This window comes from Pseudophaeobacter sp. (genome assembly GCF_039971195.1).
Lineage (GTDB): Bacteria > Pseudomonadota > Alphaproteobacteria > Rhodobacterales > Rhodobacteraceae > Pseudophaeobacter.
Genome location: NZ_JBDWPJ010000126.1, coordinates 1 through 24,742 on the forward strand (window position 1 = coordinate 1; position 24,742 = coordinate 24,742).

A 24,742-nucleotide genomic window follows, 5' to 3' on the forward strand; every position below is an offset into this window, starting at 1 on the left:
CTGGCTGGGTCAGGTCGCGGTCAAATTCGGCGGCAATCTGGCTGGTGATATAGTCCAGCCGACAGGGGTTCAGCATGTGCAGCGGCTTGAACTTGCCATTGGGATCCCACCATTCGGCAGCCATTGCTTCGAATTTTGCGATTTCCGCCGGGTCGACTGTGGATTGAGGCGCTTGCATTCCTGTCTCCGTATGTTCTTTTGTACGCTATGAAGTCATCTAGGTCAGTAATGGACAAATTCTCGGATCAAAAGCGCGCAGTGCATTATCTTTACCCTCCGCTTGATACTTTTGATCAGCGGATGCTCGAAGTTGGTCAGGGTCATAAGATCTATGTGGAGCAATCCGGCAACCCGCGCGGCATCCCGGTGGTGGTCTGTCATGGCGGGCCTGGGGGCGGTTGTAGCCCGGCGATGCGCCGCTATTTCGACCCCAAGGTTTACCGGATTATCCTTTTTGATCAACGCGGTTGCGGGCGTTCCCAGCCGCATGCCTCCTGCGAAGATAACACCACCTGGCATTTGGTCTCCGATATGGAAGAGATTCGCCGAACGCTGCAAATTGAAACCTGGGTGGTCTTTGGCGGCAGCTGGGGTGCGACATTGTCGCTGATCTATGCCCAGACCCATCCCGAGCGGGTTTTGCAGCTCGTTTTGCGGGGCGTCTTCCTGATGACAGCGGCGGAGCTGGATTGGTTCTATGGCGGCGGCGCCGGTCGGTTCTGGCCCGAGCCCTGGGCCCGGTTTGTGGCCCCCATTCCCGAAGGTGAGCGCTGTGATCTGATCGCCGCCTACAACAAAAGACTGTTCTCAGGCGACCGGGCCGAAGAAACCCGCCTGGGCCGCAGCTGGTCGGCCTGGGAGAATGCGCTTGCCTCGATCCATTCCAATGGCACCTCGGTCGAAGGCCCCGGTGACTACGCCCGCGCCTTCTCGCGGCTGGAGAATCACTATTTCATCAATCGCGGCTTTCTCGATTTTGATGGGCAGATCCTCGCCAATATGGGGCGGATCTCTCATATCCCCGGCACCATCGTGCAGGGGCGCTATGATATGATCTGCCCGCCGGTTTCGGCCTGGAAGATCAGCGAGCTGTGGCCAAATGCGGAATTGATCATGGTGCGCAATGCAGGGCATGCTCTGTCTGAACCGGGAATCAGCGCCGAGCTGGTTCTTGCCATGGACCGCATTGCTGAGGAACTCTTGCCGTGACCCGTATCGACCGCCGCGCCCTGTTTACCTCTGGTGCTGCCGCTGCTTTGCTGGCGGCCACGGGCACATCTTTGGCGGCCTCGCCACGGGCGGGGGGCGCGCTGCGCTTGGCCCTGCCGCGCGAAGGCGGTCTGTTGGATCTGGTGGCCCGAGGGGCCATGCTGGACTGTCTGACCGAAGTGGCGCCGGATGGGCTGTTGCGGGCGGAACTGGCGCAGAGCTGGGATAGCCAGGATCAGGCCCGGGTCTGGCGCTTTGACCTGCGCCCGGATGTTATCTTCCATAATGGTCAGCCCCTTCAGGCTAAGGACGTCGTGGCCTCGCTGAATGGTCTTACGCTGCCGGGTATCGATCACCTTTTGGTGACCGCCCTAGGCACGCATCAGGTAGAGGTACAGCTGTCGCAACCCAATCCGCATCTGCCTTATCTGCTGGCGGGGTCTGCCTATGCCATCGCGCCGCAGGGCGCGGTGGATCTGCCGCTGGCGCAGCTGGTGGGCAGTGGCTGTTACCAGGTCGAACGGGCGCAAGAGGGGCGGCATTTCCGCGCCACCAAGGTTGCCGGCCATTACAAGGACGGTCAGGCGGGCTGGGTTAACAGTCTGGATGTCATTGTTATTCCCGATGCTTCTGTTCGGGCCGAGGCGCTGCGCGACGGGTTTGTCGATGTGGCCGCCCTGCCGCAGCCCAAGGAACTGCTGAAACGCGGTGATTTTCTGTATTACCCTTCAGCCGAAGACATGGCCCTGGCCATGCGACCAGATGTGGGCATCCCGCGGGTTGTGGGGCAGCAATCTGCCCTGGATGACGGCCGCATTGCCGAACGCTGGTGGCGGCTCTGACAACAGCCCGTCGGGCTGACCTTTTTTGATCCAGGCATCAGGTTGTTTGGGGCAAGGACGTTGCCGCCCAGGCCATCGCAACACAAGGCTTGCAGATTCGTATTAAGGGGCGTATATGGCTCATCAACAGCGGCGTGTTGAGCTCTGGTTCAAGACACCTCCGGATTAGTTCAACGGGCCGCGCGCCCGTTTTTTTGTGTCCTGAGGGACGCTTAATCCAATGCCCAACCCGATTGTGGCCAACCCGATTGTGGGAAGCTAAATGACCAACGACCTTATTGCCAAAGCCGCGATTGACCGCCGCCTGGCCGAAATCCTCATCCCGGTGATCGAGGATCTCGGCTATGAGCTGGTGCGCATTCGTCTGATGTCCGGCAAAACCACCACGCTGCAGATCATGGCCGACAAGCCTGAGGGCGGTATCGAAGTGGATGACTGCGCTGTTGTGTCCAGCGCGGTGAGCGCGACGCTGGATGTCGAGGATCCGATCCTTGATACTTATACGCTGGAGGTCTCCAGCCCCGGTATCGACCGGCCGCTGACCCGGCTCAAGGACTTTGACATGTTCGAAGGCTATGAGGCCAAGCTGGAAACCGAAGAGCTGGTTGGCGGCCGTCGCCGGTTCAAGGGCGAGCTGGCCGGCACCGAAGACGATGAGGTTCTGATCAATATCGAAGATCAGGGCAAGACAGTTACCATTGGTCTGAAATTTGACTGGCTCTCTGATGCCAAGCTGGTTCTGACTGATGATCTGATCACGGAAATGCTGCGTCAGCGCAAAGCTGCCGGCACATTAAACGAAGACGCATTCGACGAGATCGAGGCCGAAGGGTCCGAAGAGGAGAACAAGTAATGGCTATCACCTCTGCAAACCAGCTAGAGCTGTTGCAAACTGCCGAAGCTGTGGCACGCGAGAAGATGATCGACCCCGGTCTGGTGGTTGATGCGATGGAAGAAAGCCTCGCTCGGGCCGCCAAGAGCCGCTACGGCAGCGAGATGGATATCCGCGTGTCGATCGACCGCAAGACCGGCAAGGCCACCTTTACCCGGGTGCGTTCGGTTGTTGAGGATGAGGCACTGGAAAACTACCAGTCTGAATTCACCGTCGAACAGGCCAAACAGTATATGGAAGACCCCAAGGTCGGGGACACTTTTGTCGAAGAAGTCCCGCCGGTGGAAATGGGCCGTATCGCGGCACAATCCGCCAAGCAGGTCATCCTGCAGCGGGTGCGCGAAGCAGAGCGGGATCGTCAGTTCGAAGAATTCCAGGATCGCGCCGGGACCATCATCAACGCGCTGGTCAAGCGCGAAGAATACGGCAATGTCATCGTTGATGTAGGTGCCGGCGAAGGCATCCTGCGCCGCAACGAGAAGATCGGCCGCGAGAGCTATCGCCCCAATGACCGTATTCGTTGCTTTATCAAAGACGTACGCCGCGAGCCCCGTGGTCCGCAGATCTTCCTGAGCCGGACCGCGCCGGAATTCATGGCCGAACTGTTCAAGATGGAAGTGCCGGAAATCTATGACGGTATCATCCAGATCAAAGCCGTCGCCCGTGACCCCGGTTCGCGCGCCAAGATCGCCGTGATCTCCAACGATGGTTCGATCGATCCGGTTGGTGCCTGTGTCGGTATGCGCGGCAGCCGTGTTCAGGCTGTTGTGAATGAACTGCAGGGCGAAAAGATCGACATCATTCCATGGAATGATGATCAGCCCACCTTCCTGGTGAACGCGCTGCAGCCTGCAGAGGTCTCCAAGGTTGTTCTGGACGAAGAAGCCGGCAAGATCGAAGTTGTGGTGCCCGAAGAGCAGCTGAGCCTGGCGATTGGCCGCCGGGGTCAGAACGTGCGTCTGGCCTCGCAGCTGACCGGCCTTGATATCGACATCATGACCGAAGAAGAAGAATCGGCCCGCCGTCAGAAGGAATTCGAAGCGCGCACCGGGTTGTTTATGGAAACCCTGGATCTGGACGAATTCTTTGCCCAGCTGCTGGTCTCCGAAGGCTTCACCAACCTGGAAGAGGTTGCTTATGTCGAGCTGGACGAGCTGACCGTCATTGACGGTGTTGACGAAGGTACCGCCGAAGAGCTGCAGGCGCGGGCGCGTGATTATCTCGAAGCCAAGGCAAAGGCTGCTATTGATGCCGCCCGTGCGCTGGGCGCCGAGGACAGCCTGATCCAGTTTGACGGTCTGACACCGCCCATGATCGAGGCCCTGGCCAAGGATGAAATCCTGACCCTGGAAGATTTTGCAACCTGCGCCGACTGGGAGCTGGCCGGTGGCTGGACCAACGACAATGGTGAGCGGATCAAGGATGACGGCATTCTGGAGCCCTTTGGCATGAGCCTCGAAGAGGCCCAGGAACTGGTGATGACCGCACGGGTGATGCTGGGCTGGGTGGATCCTGATGATCTGATCAGTTCCGAGGACGGTGCAGAAGAGCTCGTCGAAGATGACGAAGAGGAAGCCGGGGCGTAAGGCCTCGGATTTCCGAACAGGAGAGAGTGAACATGGGTCGCGGTGGCGCCAGTAAAAATCACGACGATGGGCCGGAACGCAAATGTATTGCAACCGGTGAGACCCAGCCAAAGCAGGGTCTGATTCGCTTTGTGATGGGGCCGGAAGGCCAGGTGGTGCCCGATATCTTCGGCAAACTGCCGGGACGCGGGGTCTATGTGACCGCCAGCCGCGAGGCGCTGGATCTGGCGGTGAAGAAAAAACTCTTTGCCCGCGGCTTCAAATCGCCGGTCTCCTTGCCAGAGGATCTGGCGGATGAGGTGGAGCGGCAGACGCTGCGTCGGGTGGTGGAATTGCTAAGTCTGACCCGTAAATCCGGGCAGGCCGTTGGCGGCTATGAAAAAGTCAAGGATTGGCTAGGTAAAGAACAGGCCACAGTCCTGATTCAGGCAAGTGATGGATCAGGGCGCGGCAAATCGAAATTGAGTACCCCGCATCGGGGAAATTTCATCGGATGCCTCACCGCGGATGAGCTGGGGATGGCATTTGGGCGTCAAACTGTGATACATGCGGCGCTCGCCTCTGGTGGACTCAGCAAACGTGTTGTAGACGAAGCGCAACGGTTGCAGGGTTTGCGCGAAATGGTGGGCGGCAACGGCCGCACAGAAGGATAAAGAGCTTTATGAGCGATAGTGACGGCAAAAAGACCTTGGGTCTGCGTGGCGGCGGTTCCCGGCCTGGGAACGTAAAACAGAGCTTTAGCCACGGGCGGACCAAGAATGTCGTGGTGGAAACCAAGCGCAAACGCGTTGTGGTGCCCAAGCCGGGTGGCAACAAGGGCGGCAATGCCGCGCCTGCGACCGACGGATCGCGTCGGCCTGCCGGGATTACCGATGTAGAAATGGCCCGCCGTCTGAAGGCGCTGCAGGCTGCCAAGGCCCGCGAAGCCGAAGACGCGGCCAACCGGGCTGCCGAAGAGAAAGCCCGCGAAGAAGAGCGCGCCCGTCGCCGTGCCGAGGCTGAGGCCAAGGAACGCGAGCAGCGCGAAGCGGAAGAAAAAGCCCGTCAAAAGGCTGAGGACGAAGAGCGCAAGAAGCGTGAAGCAGCGGAAGCCGCGAAACGCGCTGCGGAGCCTGCTGCCAAGGCCGCTGCGCCAGCCGCTGGAGCTGCTGCACCGCGCAACAATCCTGCCTCCAAACCGGCCCCGGCGCAGACACCGCGCAAATCCGACCGCGAGCGCGAAGAGCGTGGCCGCAGCGCCAAGGCCCGAACTGGTGATGACAACCGTCGTTCCGGTAAGCTGACACTGGGTCAGGCCACTGGTGGTGCGGGCAACCGTCACCGCTCCATGGCCTCGATGAAGCGTAAGCAAGAGCGTGCCCGTCAAAAAGCAATGGGTGGCACAGTCGAGCGGGAAAAGGTTCTGCGCGAAGTGCAGCTGCCTGAGGCGATCCTTGTTTCTGAGCTGGCAAACCGGATGTCCGAACGTGTTGGCGCGGTTGTAAAATCGCTGATGAACATGGGCATGATGGTTACGCAGAACCAGACCATCGACGCTGATACCGCGGAACTGATCATCGAGGAATTTGGCCACAAGGTTGTCCGTGTTTCTGACTCTGACGTCGAAGACGTGATCAACGAAGTGACAGACAAAGACGAAGACCTGCAGGGGCGTCCGCCGGTGATCACCATCATGGGCCACGTGGACCACGGTAAAACCTCGATCCTTGATGCGATCCGCAACGCCCGCGTTGTGGCTGGCGAGGCTGGCGGTATTACCCAGCATATTGGCGCCTACCAGGTCACCACCGAGAGCGGCACCGTGCTGAGCTTCCTCGACACCCCTGGCCACGCGGCCTTTACCTCGATGCGTTCGCGTGGTGCTCAGGTGACGGATATCGTGGTTCTGGTTGTTGCGGCGGATGACGCGGTGATGCCACAGACCATCGAAGCGATTGCGCATGCCAAGGCAGCCGAAGTTCCGATGATCGTCGCGATCAACAAATGTGACAAACCGGCGGCTGATCCGATGAAGGTCCGCACCGATCTGTTGCAGCACGAAGTCATCGTCGAAGCCATGTCTGGTGAAGTGCAGGACGTCGAAGTCTCTGCCCATACCGGTCAGGGTCTGGATCAACTGCTCGAAGCCATCGCGCTGCAGTCCGAAATTCTGGAACTGAAAGCCAACCCCGATCGCGCTGCCCAGGGCGCTGTGATCGAGGCGCAGTTGGATGTGGGCCGCGGCCCCGTTGCCACCGTTCTGGTTCAGAATGGTACCCTGCGCCAGGGCGATATCTTTGTTGTCGGTGAGCAGTACGGTAAGGTCCGTGCGCTGATCAACGACAAGGGCGAACGCGTCAAGGAAGCCGGTCCTTCGGTTCCTGTCGAGGTTCTGGGTCTCAACGGTACACCCGAAGCCGGCGACGTGCTGAACGTGACCGAGACCGAAGCGCAGGCCCGCGAGATCGCTGAATACCGCGCCCAGGCTGCCACGGACAAACGCGCCGCCGCTGGTGCCGCGACCACCCTGGAACAGCTGATGCAGAAGGCCAAAGACGACGAAACTGTCTCTGAGCTGCCCATTCTGGTCAAAGCTGACGTGCAGGGTTCAGCCGAGGCCATCGTTCAGGCGATGGAAAAAATCGGCAACGACGAAGTCCGCGTCCGGGTGCTGCACTCTGGTGTTGGCGCCATCACCGAAACCGATATTGCGCTGGCGGAAGCCTCCGGTGCGCCGGTCATGGGCTTCAACGTGCGGGCCAATACCTCGGCGCGTAACACAGCCAACCAAAAGGGCGTCGAGATCCGCTATTATTCGGTGATCTACGATCTGGTCGACGACGTGAAAAAGGCCGCCTCTGGCCTGCTCAGCGCCGAGATCAAAGAGACCTTTATCGGCTACGCGCAGATCAAGGATGTCTTCAAGGTGTCCAACGTCGGCAAGGTCGCTGGCTGTCTGGTGACCGAAGGTGTCGCCCGTCGCTCTGCCGGTGTGCGCCTGCTACGGGACAACGTGGTGATCCACGAAGGCACGCTGAAGACCCTGAAGCGTTTCAAGGACGAGGTTGCCGAAGTGCAGTCCGGCCAGGAATGCGGCATGGCCTTTGAGAACTACGAAGACATCCGCGCGGATGATGTCATCGAGATCTTTGAACGTCAGGAAGTTGAACGTAACCTCGACTAACCAGTTTGAAACACGCAGTAAAAAAAGCCCCGGCATCTGTGCCGGGGCTTTTTTCTTTGCAGCCCCTGAAGGGACTGCGGAGGAGGGAAATCGTGTAGCTTTCAAACCGCCTGAGACTTTCGCCATTTTGGGGGGAGGCTCTTGTCAGGCGGATATCTTTGCTACCCTTTAATCCTGCTGCGAAAGAGGGCCGAACGGAAGCCACGCTTTTGGCTGGCAGCGCGTGAATTGGTATGGGGCTATCTCAAAAGTATGGGAACTGGTGCCACTTCAGGGCAGGAACAAAGTTGGGGCAGCCACTGGCTGCCCCTGTTCTGTGAGTGAGTGATGGTCTTACGTGGTGTGGCGCGGTCTCTGGTACCCCGAGGGTTGAAATAGCCAGCGCGCTAAACACTGCACGAAAGGTTTTGCCTGTATGAGCCTGCCGAGAGTCCTTTTTCGACCGCCCGGGGAGAGCAGGAAGCCGTTGTGGACTCTTCTGGGAAAATCGAGGTTTTTAGTCTTTTTGCTGTTACGCCTTTTTATTGTCAAAATAGTTAACAAAAGGTTTCCACCGATTCGCGGTGGAGACATTCTTTGAGAAATCACAACAAAAAATACAAAATACATGCATATTTTGGCAGCTGATTTGCAGATTCCACCCAGTCTGGTTGACAAAACTCAATCTGAGTGGCGCGAGGCCACACAATAGAGGGATTGCAAAAAGGGCCATCTGCGGTTTGGCAGAGGCCCTTTGAGCGTTTTGCGAAGAGAACTGAGGCTAGAGCCAATCCCGCAGGATTGGGATCAATGGAATATCAGCCGCAGGCATTGGATAGCTGCGCAGATCCTGGGGGCGGACCCATTTTAACACCTGGCCTTCGCGTGCCTGCGGGATGCCCTCCCATTTGCGGCAGGCAAAAAGCGGCATCAGCAGGTGGAAATCCTCATAGCTGTGGCTGGCAAAGGTCAGCGGTGCCAAGCAGGAAGACCAGGTGTTGATGCCCAGTTCTTCTTGGAGTTCGCGCACCAAGGCGGCTTCTGGTGTTTCGCCGGGCTCAATCTTGCCACCGGGAAACTCCCAAAGACCGGCCATGGATTTGCCTTCGGGGCGCTGTGCCAGCAGCACCCGGCCTTCGACATCAATCAGCGCGACGGCGGAGACCAGAACCGTCTTCATGACCGGTAGTCCGCGTTGATGGTGATATATTGATGGGTGAGGTCACAGGTCCAGACCGTGCATGTGCCGCTTCCCAGGCCCAGATCCACCTTGATGGTGATCTCATCCCGGGTCATCTGTGCGGCGCCGTCTTCTTCACGGTAGTCTGGCGAGACCCAGCCTTTTGTCGCTACCAGAACATCGCCAAAGGAGATCGACAGCAGATCGCGATCCGCTTCAGCGCCTGATTTGCCGATGGCCATGACAACCCGGCCCCAGTTTGGGTCTTCGCCAGCGATGGCAGTTTTCACCAGCGGTGAGTTGGCAATGGCGAGCCCATGGGTTTTTGCCTCTGTATCTGAAACCGCGCCAGTGATCTGGATCTCGACAAATTTGGTGGCGCCTTCACCGTCGCGCACCACCTGATGCGCCAGGTCCAGCATCACCGCTTCCAGCGCCTGGCTGAACTCATCACTGTCCTGCACCGCTAGGCCGGAGGCCCCCGTGGCGCAGAGCATCAGGCTGTCAGAGGTGGAGGTATCGCTGTCGACGGTGATGCAGTTGAAACTGCTGTCACACAACCGGCTCAGCTCCGCCTGCAGCACATCCTGCGGCACCAGAGCATCGGTGAAGATATAGACCAGCATGGTGGCCATATCCGGCGCAATCATGCCCGATCCCTTGGCGATGCCCGCAATCGACACCGTTTCACCATCAATGGTGACCTGGGCCGAGGCGCCCTTGGCAAAGGTATCGGTGGTCATGATGGCTTCGGCGGCCTCTTCCAGCGCGGTCTCGTCCAGTCCCGCGTTCAAGGCTTCGATCTGGGCGATGATGCGATCATGGGGCAGGGGTTCGCCAATGACACCAGTGGAGGCGGTGAAAACACGCGCCTCGGGCAGGCCGGTGATCCCGGCCACGGCAGCGGTGATTTCGGCAACCGAGGTCTGGCCGAAGTGGCCGGTAAAGGCGTTGGAATTGCCTGAGTTCACCAGAATGGCCGTGCCTGCTGTACTATCCCCGCCAAGTTTGTCCTGGCAATCGCGCACCGGGGCAGAGCGGGTTTTGGAGCGAGTAAAGGTGCCCGCAACCGTGGTGCCGGGATCCATCACCGCCAGCATCACATCATTGCGGCCCTGGTATTTCACCCCGGCAGCGCCCGCACAAAGGCGCAGCCCCTTGATCAGGGGCAGCTGCGGAAAGGCGTCAGGCGCCAGCGGAGAGCGCGGCAGGCTGTCGCCCATATCAGTTCCTCACCAGGTTGAGATCCCGCAGGATCGCCGGGTCGAGGTCTTCAATTTCAGCGCGATCGATGATGGCGGCAGCAGTAAGTTCGCTGACGCGGGCCTCAACGGCGGCGTTCTGCAATTCCTGCACCAGGGTGGCGCGCACTTCTTCAAAATCGGGCGCGGCGGATTTGCGGCGTTCTTTCAGCAGGATCAGGTGCCAGCCAAACTGGGTTTCAACCGGATCAGAGATCTCACCGGCGCGCAGGTCCAGCACCGCCTGTTCGAATTCCGGCACCATGCGGCCCTTGCCGAACCAGCCGAGATCACCGCCATTGGGGCCAGAGGGCCCGGTGGACCGTTCCTTGGCCATGATCGAAAAGTTTGCCCCAGTGTCCAGCTCGGATTTGATCTCTTGGGCTTCTTCCAGAGATTCGACCAGAATATGGGCGGCGTTGAATTCATCACCGCCATCGCCATCCGAGTATTTGTCCTCATAGGCCTGGCGCAGCGATTCCTCGTCGCTGGCGGATTCCATCACCGCTTCGATGACATTGGCGGCCATCAGCGCGCGCTTCTCATTGTCGACCGCCAGCTGGACGTAATGTGGTACACTGCCGTGTAGCTCCTGCTGCAGCGCGGTCTGCTGCACCAGCTGATCCAGAATGGCGTTGTACAGCACGTCATCGGGAAGCTGTTTGTACTGCTCGGGCAGGCTGTCGCGGGCCATGATCATGTGACCCAAAGTGATCTCTTCGCCGTTGACGGTGGCGATCACTGTATTCGCATGGGGCGCCGCCAATGCAGGCAGGGGCAAAGCCATAAAGAGGGCCACTGCTGTGCCTTGCAAAAAAGTGAGACCTTTACGCATTGAATTCTTCCTATTCCCGGGCCGCAAAGGGGCGCGGCGTTGACACTTATTTTCCTGCCCCTTACATCCCAAAGAGGCCCGAGGCAGGACCGTCGTTTCCACCATTGTTTATGGGTTGCGACCGCGACGGGCAAGCCTGCCTGACACATGGGCCACTAAGAGGATCGTTGGAGAACACATGCTGGGTATCGGAACACTCGCCAAAAAGGTTTTCGGGACACCGAATGACCGAAAAATCAAGGCGACACGGCCACTGGTTGCACAGATCAATGGGCTGGAAGAGACGTTCGAGAAACTCAGCGATGAGGGGCTCATAGAGAAGACCGAAGAGCTGCGCAAACGGGCGCTGGACGGCGAAAAGCTGGACGCTCTGCTGCCGGAGGCCTTTGCCAATGTGCGCGAAGCCGCGCGCCGGGCATTGGGGTTGCGGGCCTTTGATACCCAGCTGATGGGCGGGATCTTCCTGCATCAGGGTAACATTTCCGAGATGAAGACCGGCGAGGGCAAGACCCTTGTGGCGACCTTCCCGGCCTATCTGAACGCGCTGACCGGCAAGGGCGTGCATGTGGTGACGGTGAACGAATACCTCGCCAAACGTGACTCTGAATGGATGAGCAAGGTTTTTGAAGCGCTGGGTATGACCACCGGCGTTATCTGGTCGGGTCAGCCCGAAAGCGAAAAGATGGTCGCCTACAAAAGCGACGTCACCTATGCCACCAATAACGAACTTGGCTTTGACTATCTGCGCGACAACATGAAGCCTAGCCTGGACCAGGTGTTCCAGCTGCAGCACAATTTTGCCATCGTCGATGAGGTCGATTCGATCCTGATCGATGAGGCGCGGACACCGCTGATTATCTCTGGTCCCGCCGAGGATCGCTCCGAGCTCTATACCTCCATCGACAAGATGATCCCCTTCCTGGCGGATGAGCATTTTGAAGTGGACGAGAAAACCCGCGGTGTGACCTTTACCGAAGAGGGCAATGATTTCCTCGAGCAAAAGCTGATCGAACATGGGCTGCTCGAAGAGGGCGCCTCGCTGTATGATCCCGAAAGCACCACCGTGGTGCATCACGTCAACCAGGCGCTGCGGGCGCATAAGCTGTTCCAGCGTGACAAGGACTACATCGTGCGCGATGGTGAGGTTGTGCTGATTGACGAATTCACCGGTCGGATGATGGCGGGTCGCCGTCTCTCGGAAGGGCTGCACCAGGCGATTGAGGCCAAAGAAGAGGTCGAGATCCAGCCGGAAAACACCACCATGGCCTCGGTGACCTTCCAGAACTATTTCCGTCTCTATGACAACCTCTCCGGTATGACCGGTACCGCCCTGACCGAGGCCGAGGAGTTTGCTGAGATCTACGGGCTGGGTGTGGTGGAGGTTCCCACCAACAAACCCATCGCGCGGGTGGATGAGGACGACCGCGTCTACCGTACGGTGGCTGAAAAATTCCAGGCCATGGTGGATGAAACAAAGATCGCCAATGCCAAGGGACAGCCGGTTCTGCTGGGCACCACCTCGATCGAGAAATCCGAACTTCTGAGCCTGATGCTGGACAAGGAAGGCGTCAAACACAACGTGTTGAACGCCCGCCACCACGAGCAGGAAGCGCAGATCGTGGCGGATGCCGGCCGGTTCGAAGCCGTGACCATCGCCACTAATATGGCCGGTCGTGGCACCGATATTCAGCTCGGCGGCAATGTCGAGATGATCGTGATGGCAGCGCTCGAGGCCAACCCGGAAGCCGATCCGGTGGCGCTTCGCAGCGAAGAAGAGGCCAAGCACGAAGCTGAGAAGCAGAAGGTGCTGGAGGCCGGTGGCCTGTTTGTGATGGCCTCTGAGCGTCACGAAAGCCGTCGGATCGACAACCAGCTGCGCGGCCGTTCTGGCCGTCAGGGTGACCCCGGTCGTACCCGCTTCTATCTCAGCCTCGAAGACGATCTGATGCGGATCTTTGGCTCGGAACGGTTGGACAAGGTTCTGTCGAGCCTTGGCATGAAGGAGGGCGAGGCGATCATTCATCCTTGGGTGAACAAATCGCTGGAACGTGCGCAGGCCAAGGTCGAAGGCCGCAACTTTGACATGCGTAAGAACGTGCTCAAATTTGACGATGTGATGAATGATCAGCGGAAGGTGATCTTTGGCCAGCGCCGTGAAATCATGGCAACCGAGGATCTCTCGGAGATCGTTGGCGATATGCGTCACGAGGTGATCGACGAGCTGATCGACACCTATATGCCGCCTAAAAGCTACGCCGATCAATGGGATGTCGAAGGCCTGCACAAGGCCGTACTGGAAAAACTCAGCATGGATGCGCCGGTTGCCGAATGGGCCGCGGAAGAAGGCGTTGACGACGAACAGATGTCTGAACGTCTCGCCGAGGCCGCCGACAAAATGATGGCGGAAAAGACCGAGGCCTTTGGTCCGGAAAGCATGCGCAACATCGAAAAGCAGGTTCTGCTGCAGGCTATCGATGCCAAATGGCGCGAGCACCTGCTGACGCTGGAGCATCTGCGTTCGGTTGTGAGTTTCCGGGGCTATGCTCAGCGTGATCCGCTGAACGAATATAAGAACGAGAGCTTCCAGCTGTTTGAAACCATGTTGGATTCCCTGCGCGAAGACGTTTCGCTGCAGCTGAGCCGGGTGCGTCCGATGACAGAGGACGAGCAACAGAATATGCTGGCTGAAATGGCCGCGCGGCAGGCCGCCATGCAGCAGATGGCGTTGGGCGAGGCAGCTGCTGCCCCGGCAGCGAGCAATCCCGAAGAGGCTCTGCCTGGGTTTGACGAAAATGACCCCTCGACCTGGGGCAATCCTTCGCGCAATGACAAATGCCCCTGTGGCTCTGGAAAAAAGTTCAAACATTGCCACGGTCGCCTGACCTAGCTTGGTTTGCCCTTTGCGGCGCAATTCGCCCCAGCATAAACTGCTCATAAATAGCCCCGGCCTTTGGCCGGGGTTAATTGTTTTTGGCTAGCCTCGCCGCTGAAACCAAAGGGCCATCACTTTGAAACCGGGTTGAGACGAGCTTGATATTGGGCGGCCCGTTTGGTCAAATTGTGAATAAATGCCCGACTCTTTTCAGCTGAGGGTCACAAACCGGCCTCCTTTGACCGGTTTTATGATCTGGCCTTAGGTCCGTTTTGAGTTTGGGTGTTGGAGAGTTGAGATGCTGAACAAACGCATGTTTTTGATCAGCGCGGGCACCGTTGCCTGTGCCCTGGGTATTGGTTTTCTGATGCAGCCATCAACCTTTGGCTCCGGCGTTTCGGGTGGCGTTTCGGGTGGTGCTTCGGAGGGGGCCAGCCTGCAGGCGCAGCCAGACCTGCCCCAGGAGCCAGTCGGAACAACAGCGCTGGCGATTGAGAAAATAACCCTGACATCCGCCGCCCCGGACGCTTCTGCTGAACCGCAGGACCTGGCCAGCCCTGAACGCGCCAACCCTTTGGCCAGGTGTGATCTGCAGGCCAGCGGCACGGCGCAGCCCGGTGCCATGGTGGCGCTGCAGGTCTCGGCGCCCTGTCGCAGCCATGAGCGGGTGACCCTGCATCACCAGGGCATGATGGTTACGGAAACGCTGGACGGTGACGGGCAGCTGCAAGTGACCCTTCCGGCCCTGTCCAGCAGTGCAATTTTTATCGTTGAGACTGATCAGTTGGACGCAGAAGCCACCCTTGCGCCTGCGGGCGGCGCTGTGGTGCAGGTTGAGGTTTTGGATTTGGCGCAGGTCGACCGGGTGGTGCTGCAATGGCGTGGCAATAGCGGCTTTGAGGTTCATGCCCGCGAATTTGGCGCTCAATATGGCGAGAACGGCCATGTCTGGCACGGAGCCGAGGCAAAACAGGGCCTTGGCCATCTGCTGCAGCTTGGGGATGCGTCCCAACTGGCACCGCGTCTGGCCGAGGTCTACAGCTTTGAGCGCAGCAGAGACGCAGCGGGCGCTGGGATCATTGAAATCAGCGTCGAGGCCGAAATCACCGCGATCAACTGTGGCCGGGAAATCGCGGCCCAAAGCCTGCGGGCGGTGGGCGGCGCGGTGCAATCGCGGGATTTGGTGCTCAACATGCCAGATTGCAGCGCCGAGGGTGACTTTCTGGTGTTGAATAATCTGGTAGAAAACCTGAAAATCGCTGCCAAGTGATCTGCGATTAATTCAGGACTTCTCATGGGCGATTTTCGTGCGGCGATCTGCGCCGCACTCCTTTTCATTGTTCCGCTTAAACCTGTGCTGGCACAGGATGTCACCCTGTCTTCGCCGGATGGGGCGGTTGAAATTACTGGTAACCTGTTGGGTTTTGACGGTGAGTTCTACCGGGTTGAAACCAAATTTGGCGAGCTGACCCTGGATGGGTCCGGTGTCAGCTGCGAGGGGCCGGGCTGTCCCAGCCTGTCTGATTTTGTCGCTGAAATCACCCTGTCTGGCTCCGCCAATATGGCAGAGGTCCTACTGCCCGCTCTGATCGAAGGCTTTGCCCTGCGCAATGGTTTCAAAACCCGCCGCGAGGCCCTGACGGGAGGCGATTTTGAATATCTGTTGCTGGACCCTGAAGGCGGTGCCGTGGCGCGGTTCTCCTTCTTGCTGGGCTCCACCGATGATGGCTTTGCCGATCTGATCGCGCAGGAGGCCGATATTGTCATGGCGCAGCGCGAAATTCGCGGCGCGGAACGGGATCAGGCGCGGGAAGCGGGCATGGGAGACATGACCTCGGCGGCCCGCAGCCGGATTGTCGCGCTGGATGCCATGGTGCCGGTGGTGTCTCCAGAAAACCCGGTGACGCGGTTGTCACTGCCAGAACTGGCCGCGATCTTCTCGGGTGAGATCAGCAATTGGCAGGACCTGGGCGGGCCGGATGCGCCGATTGCCCTGCATATGCCGGTGCAGGGGTCTGGGTTGACCCAGGGGTTTGAGGATCGGGTGCTGGTGGCACCGGGGGCGCAGTTGTCGCAGGATCTGCGCTACCATGAGCGCGGCACAACCCTGGTGCGGCGGGTGGCGACAGACCCCTTTGCCATTGGCATTACCAGCTTCTCCAATACCGGTACGGCGCGGATGCTGACTCTCAGCGGCGCCTGCGGGTTTTCGCTGCGCGCCAACCGGCGCGGCATCAAGACCGAAGACTATCCGCTGACAGCACCGATGTTCCTTTATCTGCCGCAGCAGCGCCTGCCCAAGGTGGCGCGGGATTTCCTTGGCTATGTGCGCGGACCGGGGGCGCAGATCGTGATCCGCCGCGCCGGCTTTGTGGATCAGGCACCCGAGAAGATCTCGATGAATGCTCAGGGGGACCGGTTGAGCAATGCCATTCTGGCCGCCGGTCCCGAAGTGGATCTGGCAGAGCTGCAACGGCTGGTCAGCGAGTTGACCGGGTTCCGGCGGTTGACCACCTCGTTTCGCTTTGAGGCGGGTTCCTCGCGCCCCGATGCCCAGTCGCGCAGCAATATCGAGCAACTGGCCCGGGCGCTGGAAACCGGGCTCTATGATGGCAAGGTGCTGAGGTTCGTCGGGTTTTCCGATGGCGACGGGGCAGCGGCGGGCAACAAGTCAATTGCCCTGAAACGCGCCACCAGCGTGCGGCAGGCGGTTCTGGACGCGGCAGAGACCGTAAGTCTGGAGCGGTCAGATCTGCAGGTGGGGGCCTTTGGCGAGGCGCTGCCCATGGCCTGCGATGACAGCGACTGGGGCCGACAGGTCAACCGCAGGGTCGAGGTCTGGGTGCAGTAGCCACCTGGACAAGCAACATCTCTGGCGGAGCTGGAAAAGGCAGCTCTCCCGCAGCTTTTGACCTCATCACAGATGAGTCAAAGCGCTTTGGGCCCGGCGCCGCTGGCACGGCGCGGTGGCACACCGTCTTTGGCACCGCGGATCACAACAGACCTTCGGAACGAAAGCTGAGCTCGGCAGCGCTGCCGATGATCAGATGGTCATGCAGGGTGATTCCCAGGGGCTGGAGTGCCAGATTGACCCTTTCGGTCATGTCGATATCGCTGTCCGAGGGTGAGGGATCACCAGAGGGGTGATTATGCACCAGGATGACGGCGCTGGCATTGAGGTCCAGCGCCCGTTTTGCCACCTCGCGCGGGTAGACCGGCACGTGATCCACCGTTCCACGGGCCTGTTCCTCATCCGCGATAAGACAGTTCTTGCGGTCCAGAAACAGCACCCGGAAATGTTCCAGGCTGCGATGGGCCATCACCGTGTGGCAGTAGTCTAGCAAGGCGTCCCAGCTGGAGATCACCTGGCGCTGCATCACTTTTGCGCGCGCCATGCGTTGGGCAGCAGCCTCCAGTATCTTGAGATCGGTGATCAGCGCCTCGCCCACACCTTTGACCTGGGCCAGCCGTTCAGGGCGGGCGCTGATGACGCGGGCAAAATCGCCAAACTGTTTCAGCAATTGATGCGCCAGGGGTTTGACATCCTGCCGGGGGAGGGCGCGAAACAGCACCAGTTCCAACAGTTCATAGTCCGGCATCGCAGCCGCGCCACCCTCACGAAACCGCTGCCGCAGGCGCATACGGTGATCCTTGATATAGGAGGGTAGGCGTCCGGGTTTTAGCCGGGTCGCAGAGGGGACTTCCTGCGCCAGCGCTTCGTTTGGGAACAGCGGCAGGGTGTCAGCGCCGCCCACCCTTCCAGTGCCACCTGACTTACCATGTGCCATCCAGAGCCCCTCTCAAGCCAGTGCAGAGGGAAAAGGCTAGGCGGTCCGGGGATCTGCCACAAAAGAAAAGCGCCCCCAAAAGAGCGCTTTTATGATGATGTTTTGGTTCGAAGGGCATAGGGCGGGGCAGATGCCTGGGGCTCCGCCCGTTCGGCGCGGAATCGATCCACCGGATCGTTTCCAAGACGCGCCTTACCCCTTCATGCCGTCCCAGAAACCTTTGACCGAGGAAAAGAAGCTGCGGGATTCGGGATTGGTATTGTCTTCCGACAAATCCTCGAATTCGCGCAGGATTTCTTTTTGCCGCGCTGTCAGGTTAACCGGTGTTTCCACCGCCAGTTCGATGAACATATCGCCAACGCCGCCGCCACGCAGGGCAGGCATGCCCTTGCTGCGCAGACGCATCTGGCGACCAGACTGGCTGCCTTCGGGGATCTGCACCCGGCCACGGCCACCGTCGATGGTGGGGACTTCGATGGCACCGCCAAGAGAGGCCTTGGCCATAGAAACGGGGACACGGCAATAGAGGTTATTGCCATCGCGCTCAAACAGGTCATGTGGTGCGACCTCGACAAAGATGTAGAGATCCCCAGGAGGGCCACCGCGCAGGCCTGCCTCGCCTTCGCCAGCGAGGCGAATGCGGGTGCCGGTCTCGACGCCTGCCGGGATATTCACCGACAGCGAGCGGTCCTTTTCGATCCGGCCATGACCATGGCAGGACTTACAGGGGTTCTTGATGATCTGGCCTAGGCCCGAACAGGTCGGACAGGTGCGCTCAACGGTAAAGAAACCCTGCTGCGCGCGCACTTTGCCCATGCCGGAACAGGTCGGACAGGTGGTGGGTTCAACACCACCTTCGGCGCCGGTGCCCTCACAGGCGGTACAGGCCACCGAGGTGGGCACCTTGATGGTCTTGTGCAGACCCGCGAAGGCTTCTTCCAGCGACACACGCAGATTGTAGCGCAGGTCTGCCCCGCGAGAGGCGCGCTGGCGCCCGCCGCCGGCCTGACCACGGCCACCCATGAAATCGCCAAAGAGGTCGTCAAAGACATCGGAGAAGGCAGAGGAGAAGTCGCCACCACCGGGATGCCCGCCACGCTGGCCGCCACCGCCGCCCATGCCGTTTTCAAAGGCGGCATGACCAAAGCGGTCATAGGCGGCCTTTTTCTCGGCGTCCTTCAGGACTTCATAGGCCTCGTTGGCCTCTTTGAACTGTGCTTCTGCATCCGGGTTGTCGCTATTGCGGTCGGGATGCAGTTCTTTGGCCTTCTTGCGAAAGCCCTTTTTGATCTCATCGGCGCTGGCGCCTTTGGCCACTCCGAGAGTCTCGTAATAATCGCGTTTCGACATCGGTATACCCCTGCTGCCTCAACGACAACGAGCCGGCCCGTGGTCGGACCGGCCCGTTGCGGCCAAGTGTTCAGATCTTAGCGCTTGTCGCCGTCCAGATCTTCGAATTCGGCATCAACGATGTCGTCTTCACCGGGTGCGGCACCTTCGTCAGCAGCGGAAGGCTCGTCGCCTGCCTCTTCCTGAGCAGCCTTGTAGATGGCTTCACCCAGACGCATGGAGGCCTCGGTGACGTTCTGGACGCCTGCTTTGATCTTCTCGGCAGAGGCACCCTCGTCCTCGAGATCGTCACGCAGCGCGGCCAGAGCCAGTTCGATGGCTTCGACGGTGGAAGGATCCACTTTGTCGCCATGCTCTTCGACGTGCTTTTCGGTCGAGTGGATCAGGCTTTCGGCCTGGTTGCGGGCTTCGATCAGCTCGCGGCGTTCCTTATCCGCTTCGGCGTTGTCCTCGGCGTCCTTGACCATCTGGTCGATGTCGGCATCGGACAGACCACCAGAGGCCTGAATGGTGATGACCTGCTCTTTGCCGGTGCCTTTGTCTTTGGCCGAAACCGAAACAATGCCGTTGGCGTCGATGTCAAAGGTGACTTCGATCTGAGGCAGGCCACGGGGCGCAGGTGGGATCTCTTCGAGGTTGAACTGGCCCAGCATCTTGTTGTCTGCCGCCATTTCGCGCTCACCCTGGAAAACCCGGATGGTCACAGCCGACTGGTTGTCTTCGGCGGTCGAGAAGACCTGAGACTTTTTGGTCGGGATGGTGGTGTTGCGGTCGATCAGGCGAGTGAAGACACCGCCCAGAGTCTCGATGCCCAGGGACAGCGGGGTCACGTCGAGGAGAACAACGTCTTTGACGTCGCCCTGCAGAACACCGGCCTGAATGGCGGCACCCATGGCAACCACTTCGTCAGGGTTCACACCCTTGTGGGGCTCTTTGCCAAAGAATTTGGTGACCTCTTCGATCACTTTTGGCATCCGGGTCATACCACCAACCAGAACGACTTCGTCGATGTCGGAGGCCGACAGGCCGGCGTCTTTCAGAGCGGCAGCACAGGGCTTCATCGAGGCTTTGATCAGGTCGTTGACCAGGCTTTCCAGCTTGGCACGGGTCAGTTTGATGACCATGTGCAGCGGCTGCCCCGAGGAAGGATCCATCGAGATGAAGGGCTGGTTGATTTCTGTCTGGCTGGAAGAAGACAGTTCGATCTTGGCTTTTTCAGCGGCTTCTTTCAGACGCTGCAGGGCCATTTTGTCTTTGGTCAGATCAACGCCGTGCTCTTTTTTGAACTCGCCCGCCAGGTAGTTGACGATACGCATGTCAAAGTCTTCACCGCCGAGGAAAGTGTCGCCGTTGGTCGATTTCACTTCGAACAAACCGTCGTCGATTTCCAGGATGGTCACGTCGAAGGTACCACCACCAAGGTCATAAACCGCGATGGTCTGGGTTTCTTCCTTGTCGAGACCATAGGCCAGGGCAGCGGCTGTTGGCTCGTTGATGATGCGCAGCACTTCGAGGCCAGCAATCTTGCCGGCATCTTTGGTGGCCTGACGCTGGGCGTCGTTAAAATAGGCGGGAACGGTGATCACGGCCTGTGTCACGTCTTCGCCGAGGTAGGACTCAGCGGTTTCTTTCATCTTGCCGAGGATGAAGGCGGAGATCTGCGACGGGGAGTATTTCTCACCCTTGGCTTCGACCCATGCATCGCCATTGCCGCCGCTGATCAGCTCAAACGGCAGGTTCTTTTTGTCTTTTGCCAGATCGGCATCGTCAAACCGGCGACCAATCAGGCGCTTGACGCCAAAGACGGTGTTGTCCGGGTTGGTGACAGCCTGGCGCTTGGCGGCCTGACCGACCAGACGCTCTTCGTCGGTGAAGGCGACAATCGATGGTGTTGTACGTGCGCCTTCGGCGTTTTCAACAACGCGCGGCTGCGAGCCATCCATGATGGCAATACAAGAGTTGGTTGTTCCGAGGTCAATCCCGATAACTTTGCTCATTTTGATCCCTTTACTTACTAAGGCGATTACCCGCGGCCCGAACCCGTTTTGGCATCCTGGCCCCGATTTTGTTGCAGCAGGGTCTGCACCTCACTGCGTCACGGCGTATATAGGGAGCGAAATATGACCCTGCAAGCGCCAGAACGCATCGAGAAATGCGATTCAGTGCGCTTTTTTGCACGGGATATGGTTAACAATGGGCTAATCACCATGAGCATGCTGCGATTGCGCGGGTTTGAGATTCACAAAGGCTATTTGGACCAGGCTCGACAACGGGCCCTGATCGAGGATCTGCGCCCGATTTTACGGTCGGCGCCGCTGTTTTCCCCCACCATACCGGGGGGCGGCAAAATGTCGGTGCGGATGACCTCGGCCGGGGATTTTGGCTGGTTCGCGGATGAAACCGGTTATCGCTATGCCGAGGACCATCCCAAGGGCCGGGGCTGGCCTGCGATCCCTGAGGCAGTATTGGCCATTTGGCGCGATCTTACCGGGCTGGAGCGGCAGCCTGATTCGTGCCTGCTGAACTACTATGGCCAGGATGCCAAAATGGGCCTGCATCAGGACAAGGACGAGGCGGATTTTTCCTTTCCCGTGGTTTCCATCAGTCTGGGCGATGACGGCATGTTTCGCATGGGCGAGGCCCGGCGTGGCGGCAAGACCGATACCATCTGGCTCAACTCTGGCGACGTGGTGGTGATGGGCGGCGCGGCGCGGCTCAATTATCACGGGGTGGACCGGATCCGATTCCAGTCCTCGCGGCTGCTGCCCAAAGGCGGTCGCATCAATCTGACGCTGCGGGTGGTTACATAAAGATCGCCGGTCTCGCGGTTAGCGGCGGGCGTTCCAGCTGATCGAGGCACGGCGTCGGGTGTAGAATTCGCCCATCAGCCCGATCATGATCAGCGACAGGGCCACCCAGGCGGCATATTCCCAGCTGCTGTAATGTGGATTGTAGTTGATAAAGATGTATCCCCGCGCCTGATCGATACAGTGAAACAGCGGATTCCAGTCAAACATCGCCAGCATGAAACTGGGCAGGGTATTGGCCAGAAACATCTTGCCCGAGGCGATCATATTTGCCCGTTGATAGATCGTTGTCAGAATACCCACAAAGCCCGGTGCCCAGGGTTTGAGCACCAGAAACACCAGTCCAACAGCGGCGCCGGTGATCCAGGACAGCAGAACCATGCCGTAGGCCTGAATAGGCTGTTCGATCTCTATTGGCGTAAAGGCGACGTGATAGCCAAAGAGAATCAAAAACAGCGAGATTGTCTGAATATAGAGCGAGCCAAGCGCCGCTGAGAGAATCGCCACCATGGTGTTCATTGGCGCATGCTGCATCATCGGGCTGGCCGGACCCTCGGCCCCGGCGACCGCCCCAACGGTTTTGGTATGGGTCAGAAACAGGAAAATGCCTGACATCACATAGAGCAGGAAATCACCGCGAATAGCCGAGCCACGCAGACCCAGAACCGCAAACATCACGTAGAACAGCGCCACAAACATCACCGCCTGCATGAGGTTCATAGCTAGGGCGATCAGCGCATTGTTGTGTTTGGAGCGGACGCTGCGCACAACGGAGTGAAACACCACCTCCAATAGGGAGATGAAGCTGGTAAACCACGTCTCTTGTGTGCGCACCTGAAACATTTTGCCTGCGATCCGTGCTAGAGCCAAATGAGCTGGCCAATATGCGAATGGACTTCTTGATGATCCATCTGCAAGCCAGCATAAGGGGGCACAGACAAATTTTCAATTAACCCTTTTGGGGTGGGAGTGTTCGTGTGACTTATGAAGAGCTTATTCCGGTGATCCGCCGTCTGGCGATCGAGGCAGGCAACAAGATCATGGACATCTACAATTCCGAGGATTTTGAAGTCAAAGTAAAGTCCGACGACAGCCCGGTGACAGCGGCGGATGAAGCCGCTGATGCGCTGATCTCTGCCGGGCTGCGCAGCGCCTTCCCCGATGTTATGCTGGTGACCGAAGAGCAGTCTGACTCGCATAAGATCAAAGGCGATACCTTCCTGATCGTGGATCCGCTGGATGGCACCAAGGAGTTCATCCACCGACGCGGTGACTTCACCGTCAATATTGCCCTGGTGGAAAAGGGCGCACCAACCCGTGGCGTGGTCTATGCGCCGGCCAAGAACCGGATGTTCTTTACCCTGGCAGATGGCTCTGCCGTCGAAGAGACCGGTGCCTTTGACCCGGCAGTGATCGGTGAGACCCGTCCGATCCGCGTCGCCAACAGCGACAATGCGGCGCTGATGGTGGTGGCGTCAAAATCACACCGCGATCAGGCCACCGAGGATTACATCAACAAATACAGCGTTAAAGACAGCAAAAGCGCCGGCTCTTCTCTGAAGTTCTGCCTGGTGGCCACTGGCGAGGCAGATCTCTACCCGCGGGTTGGTCGCACCATGGAGTGGGACACCGCTGCGGGCCATGCGGTTCTGTCAGGCGCTGGCGGCAAAGTGGTGCGCTTTGATGATCATTCCCCGCTCCTCTACGGCAAAGAAGACTATGCTAACCCTTTCTTTATTGCCTGCGCCCCTGATGTCGCCCTGAAGGAAGCCTGATGTCCGTTCTGATCGTCATTCCCGCCCGCTACGCCTCCACGCGTTATCCCGGTAAGCCACTGGTGGAGTTAACCGGTGCGGAGGGGGGTAAGCGCACATTGATCGAACGCTCCTGGCGCGCGGCCTGCGCCGTGCAGGGCGTGGACCGTGTGGTGGTGGCTACAGATGATGATCGCATTCGCCTGGCTGCCGAAGGTTTTGGCGCCGAGGTGGTGATGACCTCCGAAAGCTGCGCCAACGGAACCGAACGCTGCGCCGAGGCCCATGCGGCGCTGAGCGGCGGCTATGAGGTGGTGGTGAACTTGCAGGGCGATGCGCCGCTGACGCCGCATTGGTTCATCGAGGATCTGGTCTCTGGGCTGCGCGCGGCCCCAGGTATGGGCCTGGCGACACCGGTGCTGCAATGTGATGGCGCCACCCTGAACAGCCTGCTGGCGGATCGTGCCGCGGGCCGGGTTGGCGGCACCACGGCGGTTTTTGGCCGCGATCACGGCGGGCTGTATTTCTCCAAGGAAGTCATTCCTTTTTGTGCCGAACGTTTTGAGGATGCAGCACCGACGCCGGTGTTTCACCATGTCGGGGTCTATGCCTATCGGCCAGAAGCCCTGGCGGATTACCCGAGCTGGCCGGTAGGGCCGCTGGAACAGCTGGAAGGCCTTGAGCAACTGCGCTTCCTTGAGAACAGCCGCAGGATACTCTGTGTTGAGGTCGAAGCGCGTGGTCGGGAGTTCTGGGAGCTGAACAATCCTGAAGATGTGGCGCGTATTGAGGCGATGATGGCCAAGATGGGCGAAAAGTAACCAGCGAGTATCTCGCCAGAGGGTGATGCTGGCCATATCAAGCCACCGGAGTTGAGCTCTGTCATGATGCGGGCATATTCTTTTGTTAGAATGGCGGCAATGAAGTTCGCAGCCCTGCCTGAAGGGTGGGAAAAGAGACTAAAATTCGACATGAGCCAGTGCGGCAGATGTTTTTCGGGACGATATTCGGGCCCGACTGTAAATTGAGTGAGATGATTAATGCGTAAAAAAGTGACCAAAGCGATTTTTCCGGTTGCCGGTCTTGGCACCCGGTTTTTGCCTGCGACCAAATCGGTGCCCAAGGAAATCATGACCCTGGTGGACCGCCCTTTGGTGCAATATGCCATCGACGAGGCGCGCGCCGCCGGGATCAAGGAATTCATCTTTGTCACCTCGCGCGGCAAGGGCGCGCTGGAGGATTAT

At 59.1% G+C, this 24,742-nt stretch carries 20 protein-coding genes and 1 pseudogene; 13 read left to right on the top strand and 8 right to left on the bottom strand.

The annotated features are described in order from the left end of the window. Window positions 1-178: pseudogene (locus ABJP42_RS11070) on the bottom strand (bifunctional 2-polyprenyl-6-hydroxyphenol methylase/3-demethylubiquinol 3-O-methyltransferase UbiG); the annotation flags it as partial. 50 nt (window positions 179-228) lie between these two features. Between ABJP42_RS11070 and pip the strand changes: the two are divergent. The 6 genes from pip (at window position 229) to infB (ending at window position 7,692) form a co-directional block, all read left to right on the top strand. Further along, the gene (gene pip / locus ABJP42_RS11075; protein ID WP_348340386.1) at window positions 229-1,209 is read left to right on the top strand and encodes a prolyl aminopeptidase; all 981 of its coding nucleotides are present in this window, start codon (window positions 229-231) and stop codon (window positions 1,207-1,209) included. Then, complete coding sequence (locus ABJP42_RS11080) at window positions 1,206-2,051, top strand: ABC transporter substrate-binding protein (protein WP_348340368.1); 846 nt, start codon at window positions 1,206-1,208, stop codon at window positions 2,049-2,051. Before pip ends, ABJP42_RS11080 begins: the two co-directional genes overlap by 4 nt. Window positions 2,052-2,313: 262 nt before the next feature. Beyond that, the gene (rimP, locus tag ABJP42_RS11085) at window positions 2,314-2,904 is read left to right on the top strand and encodes a ribosome maturation factor RimP (RefSeq protein ID WP_348340369.1); all 591 of its coding nucleotides are present in this window, start codon (window positions 2,314-2,316) and stop codon (window positions 2,902-2,904) included. After that, entirely contained in the window at window positions 2,904-4,529 is a 1,626-nt protein-coding gene (gene nusA, locus ABJP42_RS11090) for a transcription termination factor NusA (protein ID WP_348340370.1), read from the top strand. Before rimP ends, nusA begins: the two co-directional genes overlap by 1 nt. A 32-nt stretch (window positions 4,530-4,561) precedes the next feature. After that, window positions 4,562-5,182: an RNA-binding protein gene (locus ABJP42_RS11095; protein ID WP_348340371.1), complete on the top strand. Its 621-nt coding sequence runs from the start codon at window positions 4,562-4,564 to the stop codon at window positions 5,180-5,182. Window positions 5,183-5,190: 8 nt separating this feature from the next. Next, window positions 5,191-7,692 carry a translation initiation factor IF-2 gene (gene infB / locus ABJP42_RS11100; RefSeq protein WP_348340372.1) on the top strand — a complete coding sequence of 834 codons (2,502 nt, stop codon included), beginning with the start codon at window positions 5,191-5,193 and terminating at the stop codon, window positions 7,690-7,692. Window positions 7,693-8,452: 760 nt separating this feature from the next. On the opposite strand, the gene mutT is transcribed toward infB, so the two are convergent. From mutT to ABJP42_RS11115, 3 genes are read right to left on the bottom strand one after another with little or no spacing between them, the layout of a single operon-like run. Further along, a complete protein-coding gene (gene mutT / locus ABJP42_RS11105; protein ID WP_348340373.1) occupies window positions 8,453-8,851 on the bottom strand; it encodes an 8-oxo-dGTP diphosphatase MutT in 399 nt (132 codons plus the stop codon). Continuing rightward, window positions 8,848-10,074, bottom strand: a complete 1,227-nt coding sequence (gene argJ, locus ABJP42_RS11110) for a bifunctional glutamate N-acetyltransferase/amino-acid acetyltransferase ArgJ (RefSeq protein ID WP_348340374.1) — start codon at window positions 10,072-10,074, stop codon at window positions 8,848-8,850. Before argJ ends, mutT begins: the two co-directional genes overlap by 4 nt. A 1-nt stretch (window position 10,075) precedes the next feature. After that, window positions 10,076-10,927, bottom strand: coding sequence for a peptidylprolyl isomerase (locus tag ABJP42_RS11115; RefSeq protein WP_348340375.1), 852 nt, complete (start codon window positions 10,925-10,927; stop codon window positions 10,076-10,078). 178 nt (window positions 10,928-11,105) lie between these two features. Between ABJP42_RS11115 and secA the strand changes: the two genes are divergently transcribed. From secA to ABJP42_RS11130, 3 genes are all read left to right on the top strand, one after another. Continuing rightward, window positions 11,106-13,814, top strand: coding sequence for a preprotein translocase subunit SecA (secA, locus tag ABJP42_RS11120; RefSeq protein WP_348340376.1), 2,709 nt, complete (start codon window positions 11,106-11,108; stop codon window positions 13,812-13,814). Between the two features lie 283 nt (window positions 13,815-14,097). Then, window positions 14,098-15,069: a hypothetical protein gene (locus ABJP42_RS11125; RefSeq protein ID WP_348340377.1), complete on the top strand. Its 972-nt coding sequence runs from the start codon at window positions 14,098-14,100 to the stop codon at window positions 15,067-15,069. 24 nt (window positions 15,070-15,093) lie between these two features. Continuing rightward, a complete protein-coding gene (locus ABJP42_RS11130) occupies window positions 15,094-16,650 on the top strand; it encodes a phosphate ABC transporter substrate-binding/OmpA family protein (RefSeq protein ID WP_348340378.1) in 1,557 nt (518 codons plus the stop codon). A gap of 142 nt (window positions 16,651-16,792) precedes the next feature. Here ABJP42_RS11130 and radC read toward each other — a convergent pair whose 3' ends face one another. The 3 genes from radC to dnaK all read right to left on the bottom strand — a co-directional run bounded on the left by radC (window position 16,793) and on the right by dnaK (window position 20,934). Further along, window positions 16,793-17,587, bottom strand: coding sequence for a RadC family protein (gene radC / locus ABJP42_RS11135; protein WP_348340379.1), 795 nt, complete (start codon window positions 17,585-17,587; stop codon window positions 16,793-16,795). Between the two features lie 192 nt (window positions 17,588-17,779). Next, window positions 17,780-18,937 carry a molecular chaperone DnaJ gene (gene dnaJ / locus ABJP42_RS11140; RefSeq protein WP_348340380.1) on the bottom strand — a complete coding sequence of 386 codons (1,158 nt, stop codon included), beginning with the start codon at window positions 18,935-18,937 and terminating at the stop codon, window positions 17,780-17,782. A 77-nt stretch (window positions 18,938-19,014) separates the two neighbouring features. Then, complete coding sequence (gene dnaK / locus ABJP42_RS11145) at window positions 19,015-20,934, bottom strand: molecular chaperone DnaK (protein WP_348340381.1); 1,920 nt, start codon at window positions 20,932-20,934, stop codon at window positions 19,015-19,017. Between the two features lie 210 nt (window positions 20,935-21,144). Between dnaK and ABJP42_RS11150 the strand changes: the two genes are divergently transcribed. Continuing rightward, window positions 21,145-21,747, top strand: coding sequence for an alpha-ketoglutarate-dependent dioxygenase AlkB family protein (locus ABJP42_RS11150; RefSeq protein ID WP_348340387.1), 603 nt, complete (start codon window positions 21,145-21,147; stop codon window positions 21,745-21,747). Window positions 21,748-21,765: 18 nt separating this feature from the next. Here the strand turns inward: ABJP42_RS11150 and ABJP42_RS11155 are convergent, their stop codons facing one another. Then, complete coding sequence (locus ABJP42_RS11155; protein WP_348340382.1) at window positions 21,766-22,587, bottom strand: ABC transporter permease; 822 nt, start codon at window positions 22,585-22,587, stop codon at window positions 21,766-21,768. A 134-nt stretch (window positions 22,588-22,721) separates the two neighbouring features. Between ABJP42_RS11155 and cysQ the strand changes: the two genes are divergently transcribed. From cysQ to ABJP42_RS11170, 3 genes are all read left to right on the top strand, one after another. After that, on the top strand, window positions 22,722-23,519 hold the full coding sequence (gene cysQ / locus ABJP42_RS11160; RefSeq protein WP_348340383.1) for a 3'(2'),5'-bisphosphate nucleotidase CysQ: 798 nt from the start codon (window positions 22,722-22,724) through the stop codon (window positions 23,517-23,519). Further along, window positions 23,519-24,319, top strand: a complete 801-nt coding sequence (locus ABJP42_RS11165) for a 3-deoxy-manno-octulosonate cytidylyltransferase (protein ID WP_348340384.1) — start codon at window positions 23,519-23,521, stop codon at window positions 24,317-24,319. Before cysQ ends, ABJP42_RS11165 begins: the two co-directional genes overlap by 1 nt. A gap of 219 nt (window positions 24,320-24,538) precedes the next feature. Next, window positions 24,539-24,742, top strand: a 204-nt coding sequence (locus ABJP42_RS11170) for a sugar phosphate nucleotidyltransferase (protein WP_348340385.1), incomplete at its 3' end; no start/stop codon positions are given.